Origin of the sequence: Coprococcus sp. BIOML-A2, assembly GCF_009875795.1 — a bacterium.
Taxonomy (GTDB): Bacteria; Bacillota; Clostridia; order Lachnospirales; family Lachnospiraceae; genus Coprococcus; species Coprococcus aceti.
On the sequence record NZ_WWSI01000004.1, the window covers coordinates 112898 to 129738 of the forward strand.

General features: G+C 44.3%; 11 protein-coding genes. All 11 read right to left on the bottom strand.

Annotation, left to right across the window (positions count from 1 at the left end):
* Positions 1–515: 515 nt before the first annotated feature.
* Positions 516–1577 carry an electron transfer flavoprotein subunit alpha/FixB family protein gene (locus GT575_RS10080; protein ID WP_015535002.1) on the bottom strand — a complete coding sequence of 354 codons (1062 nt, stop codon included), beginning with the start codon at positions 1575–1577 and terminating at the stop codon, positions 516–518.
* Between the two features lie 27 nt (positions 1578–1604).
* Entirely contained in the window at positions 1605–2390 is a 786-nt protein-coding gene (locus GT575_RS10085; protein ID WP_022058361.1) for an electron transfer flavoprotein subunit beta/FixA family protein, read from the bottom strand.
* Positions 2391–2407: 17 nt separating this feature from the next.
* The gene (locus GT575_RS10090; RefSeq protein WP_004852934.1) at positions 2408–3574 is read right to left on the bottom strand and encodes an acyl-CoA dehydrogenase; all 1167 of its coding nucleotides are present in this window, start codon (positions 3572–3574) and stop codon (positions 2408–2410) included.
* Positions 3575–3616: 42 nt separating this feature from the next.
* Positions 3617–4489: a 3-hydroxyacyl-CoA dehydrogenase family protein gene (locus GT575_RS10095; protein WP_022216397.1), complete on the bottom strand. Its 873-nt coding sequence runs from the start codon at positions 4487–4489 to the stop codon at positions 3617–3619.
* A gap of 154 nt (positions 4490–4643) precedes the next feature.
* Positions 4644–5435, bottom strand: coding sequence for an enoyl-CoA hydratase-related protein (locus tag GT575_RS10100; protein WP_004852940.1), 792 nt, complete (start codon positions 5433–5435; stop codon positions 4644–4646).
* 25 nt (positions 5436–5460) lie between these two features.
* Positions 5461–6645, bottom strand: a complete 1185-nt coding sequence (locus GT575_RS10105; RefSeq protein WP_044998303.1) for an acetyl-CoA C-acetyltransferase — start codon at positions 6643–6645, stop codon at positions 5461–5463.
* A gap of 140 nt (positions 6646–6785) precedes the next feature.
* A complete protein-coding gene (locus tag GT575_RS10110) occupies positions 6786–8765 on the bottom strand; it encodes a YgiQ family radical SAM protein (RefSeq protein WP_161171940.1) in 1980 nt (659 codons plus the stop codon).
* Positions 8766–8769: 4 nt separating this feature from the next.
* Positions 8770–9762 (bottom strand): rod shape-determining protein, encoded by a 993-nt coding sequence (locus tag GT575_RS10115; protein ID WP_015535004.1) that lies wholly within the window; start codon positions 9760–9762, stop codon positions 8770–8772.
* A 112-nt stretch (positions 9763–9874) separates the two neighbouring features.
* Complete coding sequence (locus GT575_RS10120) at positions 9875–13384, bottom strand: hypothetical protein (RefSeq protein ID WP_242849645.1); 3510 nt, start codon at positions 13382–13384, stop codon at positions 9875–9877.
* Positions 13385–13463: 79 nt separating this feature from the next.
* Entirely contained in the window at positions 13464–15800 is a 2337-nt protein-coding gene (locus GT575_RS10125) for a tetratricopeptide repeat protein (RefSeq protein ID WP_161171941.1), read from the bottom strand.
* Positions 15801–15838: 38 nt separating this feature from the next.
* Positions 15839–16828 carry a rhomboid family intramembrane serine protease gene (locus GT575_RS10130; protein WP_243147875.1) on the bottom strand — a complete coding sequence of 330 codons (990 nt, stop codon included), beginning with the start codon at positions 16826–16828 and terminating at the stop codon, positions 15839–15841.
* Positions 16829–16841: the final 13 nt, after the last annotated feature.

Genomic DNA, 16841 nt, shown 5'->3' on the forward strand with positions numbered 1-16841 from the left:
TTGCACTTATCCTCACATGCATACTCTCTTTATCTACTATACTCAAACTAATTAATATTACATTATTTTTGTATTATTTACAATACACTTGTATTTTGATTTTCGATCTCTATTTTCTGATTTCTAATTTTCGATTTATCGATTTCTCATCGACTCAATTCACCGACTCGTATATTGGACCCATATATTCACATTTACAATCATCAATTCATTTATAGCTCACTAATAATGCTATTCACTCATCATCGAGCAGAGTATCCCTAGTAATGAAAACGGACACTCAATAAAAAACAGCACATAATTTTTCGCAAGTATATCCTCAACACAACCCTCACGTAGCCGCACACAAATCATTCCGTACCTGAATTCATCCTGCAACAGCCCTATGCAATTCAAACGATTCTACAATTCAGACCACCATACAGCTCAAAAAATCCCCCTCTTGAACATCAAATCCAAGAGGGGAACTTATAATTGATAATCTAAAATTATCTATATGACAAACAATCTGTTAATTACTTATTAGCAAGCTCTGCTTTGATAGCCTCTGTAAGAGCTGGAACGATCTTGTTGAGATCTCCAACTACACCATAGTCAGCTACATCAAAGATAGGAGCATCCTCATCCTTGTTGATAGCAACGATGATGTCTGACTCTTCCATACCAGCTACGTGCTGGATAGCACCTGAAATACCGATTGCGAAGTATACCTGTGGACGAACTGTCTTACCAGTCTGACCAACCTGAAGCTCCTTTGGCTTCCAGCCTGAATCTACAACTGCACGTGAGCATGATACCTGTCCACCAAGTACCTCTGCAAGATCATCAAGGAGCTTGAAGTTCTCTGCTGAACCAACTCCACGACCACCTGAAACAAGGATTTTAGCATCCATGATATCCTTGATATCTGAGATAGCCTTTGAGATCTCAAGAATCTCAACATACTTGTTGTTAGGTACGAATCCTGGATTGTACTCGATAACCTCTGCCTTCTTACCAGCTACCTTGTCAAGCTTCTGCATAACACCTGGACGAACTGTAGCCATCTGTGGACGGTTGTCAGGACATGCGATTGTAGCGATTGTGTTACCACCGAATGCAGGACGTGTCATAAGAAGCTGATTGTGCTTCTGCTCCTGATTTGGAAGTGCAACAAGAGGGAAATCACCGATCTCAAGTAATGTACAGTCTGCTGTAAGACCTGTAGCAACTCTTGCTGAAACTGTTGGACCAAGATCTCTACCGATTGCTGTAGCACCAACTAAAACGATCTCTGGCTTGTACTCATTGATAACTGATGCAAGTGCGTGTGCATATGGCTCAGTTCTGTACTCCTTGAGCTCTGGATCGTCAACAACGATAACTCTATCTGCGCCGTACTCTGCAAGCTCATCTACAAGACCCTTAACGTCTGAACCGATAAGGACTGCAGTTACCTGCTCATCAAGCTTCTCTGCCAGTCTCTTTCCTTCGCCGATAAGCTCGAAAGAAATACCACTTAACTTATTATCTACCTGCTGTGCAAAGACAAATACGCCTTTGTAGTTCTTCATTTCTTCTGCGTTCATTGCGCCCATTTTATTCACCACTTTTCCTTTACTATATTAGATTACATGCTTATCCTTTAACTTGCCAACAATATAGCTAACTGCCTCATCTGGAGAATCAGGAACAACCTTCTCGCCTGCACCCTTTCTTACCTTATCTGAAGCCTTAGCGATCTTTGTAGGTGAGCCCTTAAGACCGATGTTAGAATCATCAACATCAACGAGGTCTGCTCTGCCAAGTGTTGTGATCTCTGCATTAACTGCATCGAAGATTCCACCTGGAGTCATGTATCTTGGCTCATTTAACTCAGAAAGTGCTGTTACAAGGCAAGGCATCTTAGCCTTTAACATATGATATCCGTCATCATACTGACGCTTAACGATAACTGCGTCTCCGTCAACCTTGATCTCCTGTGCATATGAAATTACAGGAATTCCAAGATGCTCAGCGATCTGTGGTCCAACCTGAGCTGTATCTCCATCGATAGCCTGACGACCTGTTATGATCAGATCATAATCAAGCTTTCTGAGAGCTCCAGCGATTGTTGTTGATGTAGCCCATGTATCAGCTCCACCAAGAACACGGTCTGTTACAAGAACACCCTTGTCAGCTCCCATAGCGATTGCTTCCTGAAGAACGTCAGCAGCCTTTGGAAGACCCATTGTAAGAACTGTTACCTCTGCACCATACTGATCCTTTAATCTAAGTGCAGCCTCAAGTCCTGCCTTATCATCAGGGTTCATGATTGTAAGCATTGCTGCTCTGTTTAATGTACCGTCTGGGTTGAACTGTACTCCACCCTTTGTATCAGGTACCTGCTTTATACAAACTATAACCTTCACGTTAAGTACCTCCTATATTACTTTAATAAGTTTGCAGAAATAACCATACGCTGAACCTCTGAAGTTCCCTCGTAGATCTCTGTAATCTTAGCATCACGCATCATACGCTCAACATCGTACTCCTTGATGTAACCGTAACCACCGTGTAACTGAACACACTTTGTAGTAACTTCCATAGCAACCTCGGCTGCGTAAAGCTTAGCCATAGCTGCCTCTACTGAGTAAGAAACCTTAGCACCGCTCTGGTACTCATCCTTCTTTCTTGCTGCCTTGTATACGAGAAGCTTAGCTGCCTCGATCTTTGTTGCAAGGTCTGCAAGAACAAACTGTGTATTCTGGAACTGAGCGATTGATCTGCCGAACTGCTTTCTCTCTTTAACATAGTTTACTGTTGTCTCGAGAGCGCCCTCTGCAATACCAAGAGCCTGAGCAGCGATACCGATACGTCCACCGTCAAGTGTGTGCATAGCGATATTGAATCCCTTACCCTTCTGTCCAAGAAGAGCGTCCTTTGGAATACGGCAGTCTGTGAAGATAAGCTCGTATGTTGAAGAACCACAGATACCCATCTTGTTCTCCTTTGTACCGAATGTAAATCCAGGTGTACCCTTCTCTACGATGAATGCTGAGATCTCCTTCATCTTTCTGCCACGCTTCTCAACGATACCAGTAACTGCGATAACGATATATACGTCAGCCTCTTTACCGTTTGTGATGAAGCACTTTGATCCGTTAAGTACCCACTCGTCTCCGTCAAGTACAGCCTTTGTCTGCTGTCCCTGAGCATCTGTACCAGCACCTGGCTCAGTAAGACCGAAAGCACCAAGCTTTCTGCCTGAAGCAAGATCAGGAACATACTTCTCCTTCTGAGCTGGTGTACCAAATGTTACGATAGGATCAACACAGAGTGATGTGTGTGCTGATACGATAACACCTGTAGTACCACAAACCTTTGAAAGTTCCTCAACGCACATAGCATATGTGAGAATATCACAGCCCTGTCCGCCTAACTCCTTAGAAACAGGGATTCCTAAGAAACCATACTTTGCCATCTTCTCTACAGTCTCTCTAGGAAATCTGTGCTGTTCGTCAATTTCCTGAGCAAGAGGCTTTACTTCATTCTGCGCGAACTCTCTGAATAAATTCTGCGCCATTTCATACTTCTTGTCTAAAGCGAAATCCATTCTAATTATTCCTCCATGAATATATTATATTACTTAGCACTATTACTGAGCATCAACTGGTGTCTTTGTACGATCAGCATTGTATACATAGAATCCTCTGCCGCTCTTAACACCAAGGTTGCCGCCACGTACCATCTTACGAAGTAATGGACATGCACGATACTTGCTGTCACCTGTCTCATTGTACAGAACGTCCATGATTGCAAGACAGATATCAAGGCCTACGAAATCACCTAACTCAAGTGGTCCCATTGGATGGTTAGCACCAAGCTTCATAGCAGCGTCAATACCAGCTATGTCTGATACACCTTCCATCTTGATGAATGCAGCTTCGTTGATCATTGGGATGAGGATTCTGTTTACTACGAATCCAGCAGCCTCGTTAACCTGTACTGGAGTCTTACCGATCTCCTCTGAGATCTTAACGATCTTCTCTACAATCTCAGCTGGTGTATTAACACCTGCGATAACCTCGATAAGCTTCATTCTGTCAGCTGGATTGAAGAAATGCATACCGATCATAGGACGTGTAAGACCATTTCCAATCTCTGTGATAGAAAGTGATGATGTGTTTGAAGCGAATACACACTCTGGCTTGCAGATCTTGTCAAGCTCAGCAAATGTTGTCTTCTTTACTTCCATGTTCTCGAAAGCAGCCTCAACTATAAGGTCGCAGTCTGCACATAAGTCTTCCTTAAGACCTGGAGTGATGCTGGCAAGAATACCATCAACCTTCTCCTGTGTCATCTTTCCTTTTTCTACGAGTCTTGCATAACCCTTAGCGATCTTGTCCTTACCGCCTTCAGCCCACTCCTGCTTGATATCACAGAGTGCAACCTCGTATCCGTCAACCTGAGCAAATGCCTTAGCAATGCCCTGACCCATGGTTCCTGCACCAATTACGCCAACCTTCATTTTTATGTCCTCCTAAATCTTTTTTTCCGGTAAACATGAGAAATTCATATACGTTTCGTTTAACATGCTACCATAATACTTATATCACACATTTAGGATGGTTTACCTTTATCAGATTCCCCACCCTAAATGTTAATATCAGAACTGTTAATTATTACTTATTCTGGAAAGGAACAACCTTAAGTTTCTTCTCCTTGTCTTTCTCAAGGAAATTGCCCATTCCTGCCTTCTGATCCTCTGTCTCGAAACAGTCACCAAAAAGCTTCTCTTCAATAACAATTGCCTGATCCATATCTACCTGTAAGCCATCGTTGATAGCCTTCTTGCAGTTTCTTACTGCAATAGGAGCGTTTGCTGCGATTCCGGCTGCCATCTTCTTAGCTGCTGGAAGGAGCTCCTCAAGTGGATAAACAGCGTTCACAAGACCGATTCTGTAAGCCTCATCTGCCTTGATGTTTCTTGCTGTGTAGATAAGCTGCTTAGCCATGCCTGCACCTACAAGACGTGCAAGTCTCTGTGTTCCGCCAAAACCAGGTGTGATTCCAAGACCAGCCTCTGGCTGACCGAATATTGCATTCTCTGAGCAGATTCTGATATCACAGCTCATTGAAATCTCGCATCCGCCGCCAAGAGCGAATCCATTCACTGCTGCGATGACTGGGATAGGGAATGTCTCAATGGCTCTGAACACATCGTTACCCTTCTTACCGAAGGCCTCTCCCTCTGCCTTTGTGAGTGTTGACATCTCACCTATATCAGCTCCGGCAACAAATGACTTCTCACCGGCACCTGTAAGAATAAGACATCTTGTTGTATCAAGATCAACTGCCTTGAATGTTGCATCAAGCTCTTCAAGAACTGCACTGTTGAGTGCGTTCAAAGCCTTTGGACGGTTGATTGTGATAATTCCTACATATCCATCCTGTTCGTATGTAACAAACTCCATGATGTATCTCCTTTATTATCTAAAATTAGTCCTCGATCTTAACGACTGTTGAGCAGCCCATTCCACCACCGATACAGAGAGTAGCAAGACCTGTCTTAGCACCCTTTGCCTGCATCTCATGAAGAAGTGTAACAAGAATACGGCATCCTGAAGCTCCAACTGGATGTCCAAGAGCGATAGCACCACCGTTAGGGTTAACCTGCTTGTCAACATCAAATCCAAGTTCCTTAGCAACTGCTACTGACTGTGCAGCAAATGCCTCGTTTGCCTCGATAACATCGAAGTCCTCAATCTTGAGACCAGTCTTAGCCATAACCTTCTTGGTTGAAGCTACAGGTCCGATACCCATGATTGAAGGATCAACTCCGCCAAGTGCTCCAGCTACCCATGTAGCCATAGGCTTAACGCCAAGCTCCTTAGCCTTCTCCTCGCTCATAACAACGATAGCTGCAGCACCATCATTGATACCTGAAGCGTTACCAGCTGTAACAAATCCGTTAGGATTGATTGTTCTGAGTCTTGAAAGTGTCTCAACTGTTGTACCAGGTCTTGGTCCCTCATCCTTCTTGAACTCAACCATCTCTTTCTTCTTCTTTACCATAACTGGAACGATCTCAGCATCAAATGCACCTGACTCCTGAGCTGCAACAGCCTTCTGCTGGCTCTTTGCTGCAAACTCATCAATCTCCTCACGTGTAAGACCCCACTGCTCACAGATATTGTCAGCTGTCTTGATCATGTGATAATCATTGAATGCATCCCAGAGAGCATCGTTTACCATTGTATCTACGAGTACACCATTGTTCATTCTGTAACCGAAACGACCCTTCATCATAGCGTAAGGAGCCATAGACATATTCTCCATACCACCTGCAACTACGATATCAGCATCTCCTGCCTCGATCATCTGTGCAGCCATGTTGACACAGTTAAGACCTGAACCACAGACAACGTTAACTGTAACAGCAGTTGTCTCGATTGGAAGTCCTGCCTTGATTGAAGCCTGACGTGCAACGTTCTGTCCCTGACCAGCCTGGATAACACATCCCATGTATACGTGGTCTACCTGATCTGCAGGAACTCCTGCTCTGTTGATAGCCTCCTTGATAACGATTGAACCAAGCTCTGCTGCTGGTGTTGTGCTGAGTGATCCACCCATTGTTCCGATAGCTGTACGACATGCGCCTGCTAAAACAATCTTCTTTGCCATTTTCAAATCCTCCATTTAAAAAAATATTAGTGTGACATAAGACTACATATAAAAAAACCTTAAAGGTTCACACAATCTGCCATAATTCTAGCACAAAAGCATGTGCCACGCAACCAAAAATGAACGACTCCGCGAAGGAGCTATTTCCTTTTATTCCTGTTTTTGCCATTTTTAGCATTCTTCTGCCCGGATGATTTTGTGTTTTTCTGTGGAACAACTTTATTATTTTTGCTGTTTTTACCATTATTGATTGAATTGTTCTTACTTTTATCATTTTTGCCATACGAACGTTGTCCCTGGTGTTCACCTTTCCTGTCCATCTTTCTCGGCGCTATCAGACATTTTTTATCAAAACCGATAAGATCCTGTCTGCCGGCCTTTATGAGCGCCTCTTTGACCAGATCATAATTCTCCGGTTTTCTATACATCATAAGAGCCTTCTGCATTGCCTTTTCATGTGGATTATGAGGTACATATACCGGTTTCATGGTTCTAGGATCGACTCCGGTATAGTACATACATGTGGATATCGTGGACGGCGTAGGATAGAAATCTTGCACCTGTTCAGGCATATAGCCTATATCCCTTACATATTCGGCAAGCTCCACCGCCTCCTTCAGCGTAGATCCGGGATGTGATGACATCAGGTACGGAACAACATACTGCTGCTTTCCAGTCTTTGCATTTACCCTTTTGTATCTATCAATGAATTTCTCATATACACTGTTCTGTGGCTTGCCCATCATCCTGAGAACATTATCCGATACATGCTCCGGCGCAACTCTGAGCTGTCCGCTTATGTGCTTCTCGCAAAGCTCTTTCAGGAATTCATCGTTGCTGTCCGCCATCACATAATCGAATCGTATTCCCGATCTGATAAATACTTTTTTCACACCTGGAACCGCTTCCAGCTTCCGCAGAAGCTCAACATAATCCTTGTGGTCAACCTTCAGATTCCTGCACGGTTCCGGGAACAGACACTGCTTGTTGGTGCATACACCATATTTATCCTGCTTTGCACATGATTTATGCCTGAAATTCGCAGTCGGCCCTCCGACATCATGTATATAGCCTTTGAAATCAGGATCATGCGTCATGCGCTCCGCTTCCTTTATCAGTGACTCGTGGCTTCTTGTCTGTATGATCCTGCCCTGGTGAAATGTCAGTGCGCAGAAGCTGCATCCTCCGAAGCAGCCCCGGTTGCTCGTCAGACTGAATTTTATCTCTGATATAGCCGGGATACCGCCCGCCTCCTCATATATCGGATGGTAGTTATTCATATATGGCAGATCATACACATCGTCCATCTCCATCTGGGTGAGCGGATAAGCCGGAGGATTCTGAACAACATATCCTCTGTTTCCGTATCCCTCAACCAGCGTTTTAGCCGAGTATGGATCTGTATTTATATACTGTGTATAAAAGCTTCTTGCATATTCCAGTCTATCCTTTGAAAGACTGTCATAATCCGGCAGTATAATGGAATCCTCGGGCACACCGGATATATCCTTTGTCCTGTAGCATGTACCCCTGACAAATGTGATATCTTTCACATCTATTCCGCTGTCGAGCGCCTCCGCTATCTCTATCATGCTGTGCTCACCCATGCCATACGAAAGTATATCGGCGGATGAATCCACCAGAATGGAATGTTTCAATTTATCAGACCAATAATCATAGTGTGCCATACGTCTGAGGCTGGCCTCTATACCTCCGATTATGATTGGAACATCCTTGTATGTTCTCCTTATCAGATTGCAGTAAACCGTGGTGGCATAATCAGGTCTGAGTCCCATCTCTCCGCCGGGCGAAAATGAATCCTTCTGCCTTCTCTTCTTGGACACGGAATAATGGTTCACCATGGAATCCATATTGCCTCCGCACACCAAAAAGCCCAGTCTTGGTCTGCCAAAAACATCAATGCTCTTGTCATTCTTCCAATCAGGCTGGGCAATCATACACACCTTATATCCATATCTCTCAAGCAATCTGCTTATGATTGCAGGGCCAAATGAGGGATGGTCAACATAGGCATCACCTATGACAAACACAAAGTCCGCCTGTGTCCACCCTCTCTTCTTCATGTCCTCCATGCAGATCGGCAAATAATCTCTTTCCATACATTTAATCTTCTTTCTTATCGCTGAGGTTGACAGACATTCCAGCGCCGAGAGCCACTGCCTCAAGTGCTTTTTCCGATACATATGCCTCTATCCCTGTGCGCTCTTTGATTATTCTGTCCATTCCGTATATAAGACTTCCTCCTCCGGTAAGCACAATGCCCGATACCGCAATGTCAGCCACCAGCTCCGGCGGTGCAGTCTCAAGAACATTGTGTATTGCTCCAAGAATATGCTCTGTAGTCTCCTCAAATGCATCCACTGTTTCATTCGCAGTTATTGTTACAGCCTTTGGAAGTCCCTTGATAAGATCACGGCCCTTGATCACATACTCAATATCTTCATCACGCTTTACGACTGAGCCAACAGCAATCTTCGCATTCTCCGCTGTCTGATAACCTATAAGCAGGTTGTATTTTCTTCTGGCATACTTGATGAGTGCATTATTATAGTCATCTCCGGCGTATTTTATGGAGCTGCTCTCCACTGCACCACCAAGGGATACGACCGCAATATCCGTGGTTCCACCGCCTATGTCGACCACCATATTACCCTTTGCCTCATAGATATCTACATTTGCTCCTACAGCAGCAGCCAAAGGTTCCTCCATGACATACACAGTCTTGGCACCGGTCTTGTACACTGCTTCCTCAACAGCTCTTCTCTGCACCTCGGTAACACCGCTTGGAACACACACGCATATCCTTGGTCTTCCAACTCCCGAACGTTTCTCCATTGCGCTTCTGATAAATGCCTTGAGCATTATCTCCGCTATTGTATAATCAGATATAACTCCCTTATTGAGAGGTCTGACGACCTCTATATTCTCCGGAGTCTTTCCTATCATTTTCTTGGCTTTTGTTCCTATTGCTATTACTTTTTTTGTAGATACTTCATATGCGACAACAGACGGCTGGTTTACAACAATTCCCTTACCTCTTACGCTGATCAATACATTTGACGTTCCTAAATCTACTCCAATATCAGTTGAAAGCATATAAATTCTCCTTTATCACAACAAAATAATACCAGTGCTATAACACAGATATTATAAGCACTGGTATTGTTTTTTTCAACAAAATTCTACAACGGTATATCCGTCACAAAACTTATTTTATCTCTTTTTTAAGAATCTTCTTGTCGATAGGATCTCTGGTCTCAGCAGCCTTCATGGCATCATCCATAGCACCGAGAAGTCTGTCGATATTTCCTGACTCCATCGCCATCAAAGCATTCTTTATAGCTGTATCTGCTCCGCTCTCAAGCTTGAAGCCCTTCTCATCAGCGTAGCACTCTGCCACATTGATCATTCCACTCTCATTGATCTGGTCAAAGTATACTCTGTTGTTGAACGATCTTGCCTGAGTCATATTTGCTGCAAGCATATTGCTGAGAGCTGTCTTCTCTCCTGTGAGGATGATCTTAACATCATTCTTCTCAGGTGAACACATATCAACCATCTCTTTGAATCTCTCAGGTGTTATAAGTCCTGCACTCTCAATGATAAGACATCCGCCCTTGAGCTTGCCAACTGCTCCTGCAAGCTTACCGCTGTTTATAACCTTTGCCTTAACCTTTGCCTTTGCCTCAGACTTGCAGATTCCCATATCATAATAGAACTTTGCAAAATCCTCACCGACCATGGTAAGTCCAAATCCGTGCTGTCCAAGAATAACAACATTCTTAGATCTCTTAGGATCTACCTTGAGAGTCTGGAGAACGTTAACGATCTGTGCACCAGCAGGCTCGACTCCGAGATACTTGTAGAGGTACTTTGCCTCCTTAGGCAGTGATTTACGTCTCGCAGCAACAGCCTCACTTACTGAAGCAGCCATAGTTGCTTCTTCATCCTGTGTGATAACCTGTGCAGCTTCCTCAACCTTGCCTTCCTTCAGAAGCTCTTCCTGCTTCTTGTACTCTTCCTCACGCTTTATAGCCTTTTCAAGTACCTTTGCAGCAGCAGTAGCCTTGCTTCTTATATCCTCGAGCTGTTTCTTGACATCAGCCTCGGCCTTGTCTATTGCTGAGAGATCTTTCTTCTTCTTCTCCTCAGCCTCGGTCTTGGCCTGATCAGCAGCCTCTTTTCTTGCAACAACGCGCTCAGCCTGTTTTGTCTTGAGCTCAGCGATCTTGTTCTTTAACTCTTCTTCTTTCTTCTTTGCATCATCGAGAAGCTTCTTAGCATCAGCTTCAGCCTTTGTCTTCATATCTGAGGCTTCCTTCTCAGCCTTCATAGCTGCAGTCTGAACCTTCTCGAGCTCACTTGCCTCTGCCGTAGCATACTTCTCTTCCTCAGCAGCAAGGAACACCTCATGCTTGGTCTCTCTATCTTTTCCTTCTGCCGTAAGCTTATCTGTCTTTTCCTTGGCAGCAGCTTCCGCATTCTGGATCTCAACCTCTTCTGCGATCTTAGCCTCTTCGACTACCTGCTCCGCTTCCTCGGCAGCAGCCTCTGCCTTTGCCAGAAGATCCTCAGCCTCAACAAGAGACTTCTTAGCTGAGTCGAGAGCTTCCTGAGCCTCTGCCTTCGCAGCCTTGAATGAGTCATTCTCCTTCTTTGCAGCGGCAACATCCTCACTGATCTTCTTGTTGTCGTTCTCAGCAGTTGTAATCTGATCAGCAACCTTCTTTATGAACTCTTCGCTGTCTGAAATCTTCTTCTGAACCTCTTCCTTGGCTTTCTTTGCTGCCTCAAGAGCCTTTGCAGCCTCCTCCTCAACCTTCTCTGCCTTCTTCAGTTCTTCCTTCTGTATTGCAAGCTTTGTGTTTGCATCATTTCTGCTGTTCTTTGCATTCTTAACAGCCTTCTCTGACTCCTCAAGCTTCTTCTGGAGCTCATCAAGAGTCTTCTGTGACTGACTCTCCATCTCAGTGGTATTCTTAAGATTAGCATCAGCCTCTTCCTCAGCCTTCTTAGACTCGCTGAATATTGCACCAGCCTTTGTCTTGTCTGCCTCGGCAGTCTTCATGATCTTGGCTGCTCTTGCTTCCTCATCTGTGCGCTTCTTCTTGGCCGTCTCTATAGACTTCTTCTTATCCGCATCTATGTCTGCCAATTTCTTCTTATCAGCATCAACAGCCTTGTTGTACTCAGCAACACCCTTATCCACATTAGTCTTCTTGGTGTCTGCAAGTGCCTTTATAGCCTTGTCGGCAGCAGCCTGAGCCTCATTGATCATATTGTTCTTATATGTATCAGGATCACTCTCCTTGAGGATTCTGTCTGACTCTTTCTTAGCAGATTCATTTGTATCTGATATCTCTTTCTTGAGCTTTGCAATATTGGCATCAAGCTCTTTCTCCTCTCGCTCAAGCAGTTCAGCATCATTCTTCTTCTTTGCCTCAGCCTCCTGTGCCATCTTTGCATCATAGTTCTGCTTCTTGGCAGCAAATTCTTCAAGCTGCTTTTCGAGATCCTTCTCTGTCTTCTCGCATTCCTCGATGGTCTTCTTCGAGGTCTCAGCATGTTTCTTTGCCTCTTCAGCATTCTTTCTGGCATCGTCGATCGCCTGCTGCTTCTTTGCCTCAGCCTCAGCCTTAGCCTTTTCAGCGGCAGCCTTCTTTCTTGCCTCTTCTGCCTCTTTGCGCTTCTTCTCCTCTTCAGCCTTACGCTTAGCCTCTTCCTCGGCCTTCTTCTTAGCTTCTTCCTCAGCCTTCTTCTTGGCTTCCTCCTCAGCTTTCTTCCTAGCCTCCTCTTCAGCCTTCTTCTTGGCTATCTCCTCAGGACTCTCCTCGTCTATATTGGACAGGTTCTTTATTCCTGCTCCAAGGAAATCGTCATCATCGTCATCATCATCATCAAAATCATACAATGACTCTCCAGCCGCAGCCTGCTTGTTTCTATCTGGGAGAATGCTGAACAGATCTCCGTTCGCATCACTGCCTCCCTTAGGTGACTTAACTTTATTCACCTTTGCATTCTTATCAGTTACCCACTCAAGTGTCTCTTCATCCTCAGCATTTTCATCATCATCAGTGAGAACAATATTGCTTCCACCTGTTGACTTAACTGTACCTTCAGTTCCGGCGCCGAACTTAAATCCGCCACCAAGACCGCCTTCTGTTTTAGGTGTTTTTCCAAGACCGCCGCCAAGGCCGCCTGATCCAAGGCCTCCCTCTGTCTTAGGTGTACTTCCGAGTCCTCCGCCAAGGCCGCCTCCGAGTCCTCCAAGACCGCCTTCACCTAATCCGCCGCCAAGGCCTCCTCCGAGACCACCGCCCGACATATCATCAGCGATGCCTCCAAGGTTAAGACTGAGCTTAGGTGCAGCTCCCTCTGGTTTTTTATCTTCTTTTTTATCTTCAGGCTTCAGTCCCTCTCCCTCTTTTGGAACATCGTCCTGCTTTTCATCCTCAGTTGAAGTTTCCGGTTCATCCTCATGAACAATTCCAAGAGCCTCTTCTCTCTTACGGCGTTTCTTAGCCTCGATTCGTTCTAACTCCTCCTTGGACAAAGTTTTGTGTTGGCTTTTAGCAGTCTCAGCATCTTTCTTCTTGCTGCCGCTCTTGAGAAGTTCTTCCTCTTCTTCCCTCTTTTTCTTGGCAGCTTCTGCAGCTCTTTCCTTTTCAAGCTGTGCCTTGATCGCCGCAATCATTGCTTCTGTCTGATCTACAGCCAATTCCCTCGCCTCCTTCCGTTTGTTCAAATAAAAAGCAATACACTATATGTATGATCATGCTACTTTATTTCTTCTTTGATCAGCCCTTCAGTCTGAACGGCTTTTTCTTCGGTTGCTCTGGTTCAGCGTCAACCGTTTCCTGTTGTGGGGATTCCTGCTCATCTGTCTTCTCCTCGTCGGGAGCTGCCACATCATCCTCTTTATCTTCATCATCAAAATTCAATATAGAATTGAATTCCGTGTTGAATTTAATTCCAAGTCTTGCAAGGAGTCTGTCTGTTTCACCGATAAGATCCTCCTCTTTCTTAAGACTTTCCGATATCTTGGCTTCATCAGCCTCTATCTCTGCATTTATATCTTTCTCTGCCGACAGATCATACAGTGCTGCATTCTCTGTGTTGTAGTCAGGGAACAGACTGCTCTTAAACACCGGGAAGCCATTATTCTTTGGCTTTTCCGGTTCTGTCTCCATCGCAATTTTCTCTTCTGACTTATCCTCTGCTTCCATTGTGAATTCCTCTTCGACCTCTGATTCAGCTTCAGCCTCAGTTTCTTCGATCTCCAGTTCAGCCTCAGCTTCAAATTCTTTCACCTCTGATTCGACTTCCACTGGAACTTCTTCCATCTCAGATTCCTCAGATTCCGCATCGATTGTATATTCTTCTAACTCTGGCTCAGCTTCAGTCTCAAATTCATCTTCAATCTCCGCTTCGGCATCGATTGTGAATTCTTCCTCAACCTCCGGCTCTGCCTCGACTGTTAATTCTTCCTCAGTCTCTGGCTCTGCCTCGATCGTGAATTCTGCACCAACCTCAAGTTCTTCTTCGAATTCAGGCTCAGAATCTGCATCTACCTCGAATTCTTCTTCGATCTCCGGTTCGATCTCAACTGAGACTTCATCAACTTCCGGTTCATTCTGCTCTACACCCGGCTCAACAGCAGTTTCTTCCACATCATTCTGAGACTCCGCATCTTCCATCAGATCCTCGAGATTTTCATCGTCAACCTCGAACTCCTCAAGAGATTCAAAGGCTTTATCAAAATCAAACGTTTCTGATTCAACCGGTTCATCAGGCAAAGTCTCCGGCTCTGCATCCGCCTCAAATCCATCCTCAAAGTCTCCCTCGAACTCAGGATCAAAGGTCTCCACAACAGTATCGTCTTCAGAATCGCGATCTGACGCACTGTCAGATACGTCATCAGAATCGTCACCATCAACTTCAACCATGACTACTTCCTCCGGCTCTTCTTCGATAACATAATTATCTTCCTCCACCGGTTCGGAATCCTCATACTCATTGTCGTTATCTTTGTTATACACCGCTGCATCCTCAGGAGTCAGCTCCCCGCTTATCTCGGTCATATCCTGCGACTTTCCCTCAGGAGCTTTCTCACTGTCACTGCTCATCGCCTTGAGCTCAGGCTTTGCCGTATTCCCGGCATCATCAGCGGTATCGGAAATAACTTCCTCGAGCAGTTGTTCCTTGTCAAGATTCTCGTTCTTCAGAGATTCCATCTCCTGCTCGACAAGCTCTTCCTCTTTCCTTGACATCAATCCAAATAAACCTCTGGATTTCTTCTTCGGCTCAGAATTCTCTTCTTCCTGACGAGCTTCCTTTTTCTGCTCTTTTTTATCCTTCGATCTAATCCACATCTGCTTGAATTTCATGGAACTCGTCACAGGTGCGTCATCCTCGACCATGATCATGATCTTAGCATCCTTTGGATGCATTCTCAGATCGTCTTCTTCCAATATCTTATTTTCATTTGCTCTTGTATCTGCCTGCTCAGGATCATCATCCGACATCTCCGTGTCAGGATAACAATAAATCATGGATTCAAGATCCACATCGCCGCCCATGAGCTTGTCCAGCATATACAAATGTGAAGAGTTCTTGTAATGCGCTCTGAATTCAACACAGGCGCTGTCAAACTTCTCCCTGTTTCTTATGTACGCATGAAGCAGAAGCATCTCAAAATCCCACTCTTCATCCGTCTCAACATCATTCGCCGACACCAGTATGCTGTAAAGTTCATTCACTGGCTTCCTGTGTGCCTTGGCTATCATATATTCAAGTCTGTATGTACCTGCATCCTTATTGGCCTGATTAAATGTATATATCTCAAAATAATGCTCTGCAAGCTGTGTAAATCCCATGGATAAATACAGTTTTATCAAAGAATATATTATCTTGTTACCAGCCGGAGCCATGGCATGTGCCTTGACAAGCGCCGCTCTGGCCTCAGGATATCTTTTGTTCTCGTAATACACCTCGCCGCATATTCTAATAAACTGTGGACTAAGTGACTTCGACAGATCCTGATGTTCAAGTATATCGAGAGCGAGACTGTAATCGCCATTGTCTGCAAGTTCCTTTATTTTGTTTACACTTGACATACTGATTCCAGTACTCATAACCCAGCCTCCCACTTTTTTATCATCGTATTATTTTATCATAAACGGCTATTCTTTACAACCTTTTGATTGGTCAGCAAAAGGACTATCCCGGCCACTAACCCGGCCGCAAATCCCGCCACATGGGCAACATTATCAATACCTTCTGACATCTTTCCGTTAACCAGTGTCAGAATAAATAATATAAGCATATTAATAAGTGACAGATCCTTCACCCGGCCCTTATTATAAAATGCTATGACAACCAGCACTCCCAGAAGACCAAATATCGCTCCGGATGCACCAGCCGAGTAAGCATATGTATTATTATAAAAACAATCTATGTATGATGCAAATGACGCAGTAAGACCCGTGGCAATATAAACTATGATATAATTGAATCTGCCTATTATATTCTCAACCCTCGCACCGAGTGCGATCAAAATTACCATATTTCCAACCAGATGTGATATTCCAAAATGTGTAAACATTGATGTCAGGAATCTGTAATATTGTCCTTTTTCTGATATCGCAAGCACTTCCACAGCCAGTTCCGTAGGTTGATATACAAAGATACATGCAACGTACACCAGAATATTTATCAACAGTAATATCGGTGTTACAACACCGAACATTCTTATCAGATTGTGCTGGGATCTGCGGTTATCCACCACCGTTTTTTTATCGATCACATCATAGAGTGAGTCAAAGTCAGTGGGCTGATTCTCAAATATATACAGCTTTCCGTAATCCTCCGCGAACAGCCAGACATTGTCCAGTTCTTCAACTATCTTTTTTGTCATATCATCAAACATTCCGTTTGGAGTGATGAGTATATTGAGAAGATTGACTTTTCTATGCGAATCCGAAGAAACATCAAGCAATATTTTATTATTGAACTTTTTCAGAGTCTCAGAATCAAGATTATGATTACTGCCTATAACAACAATATATACGGCATCGCTGTCTGCTCTGCCGTATACATTGTTACTTTCCGGATTGAGTTGTCTGTAACCCTTCTCCTTAAGATTTTTTATTATCTGTACCATGTACTGTTGCATA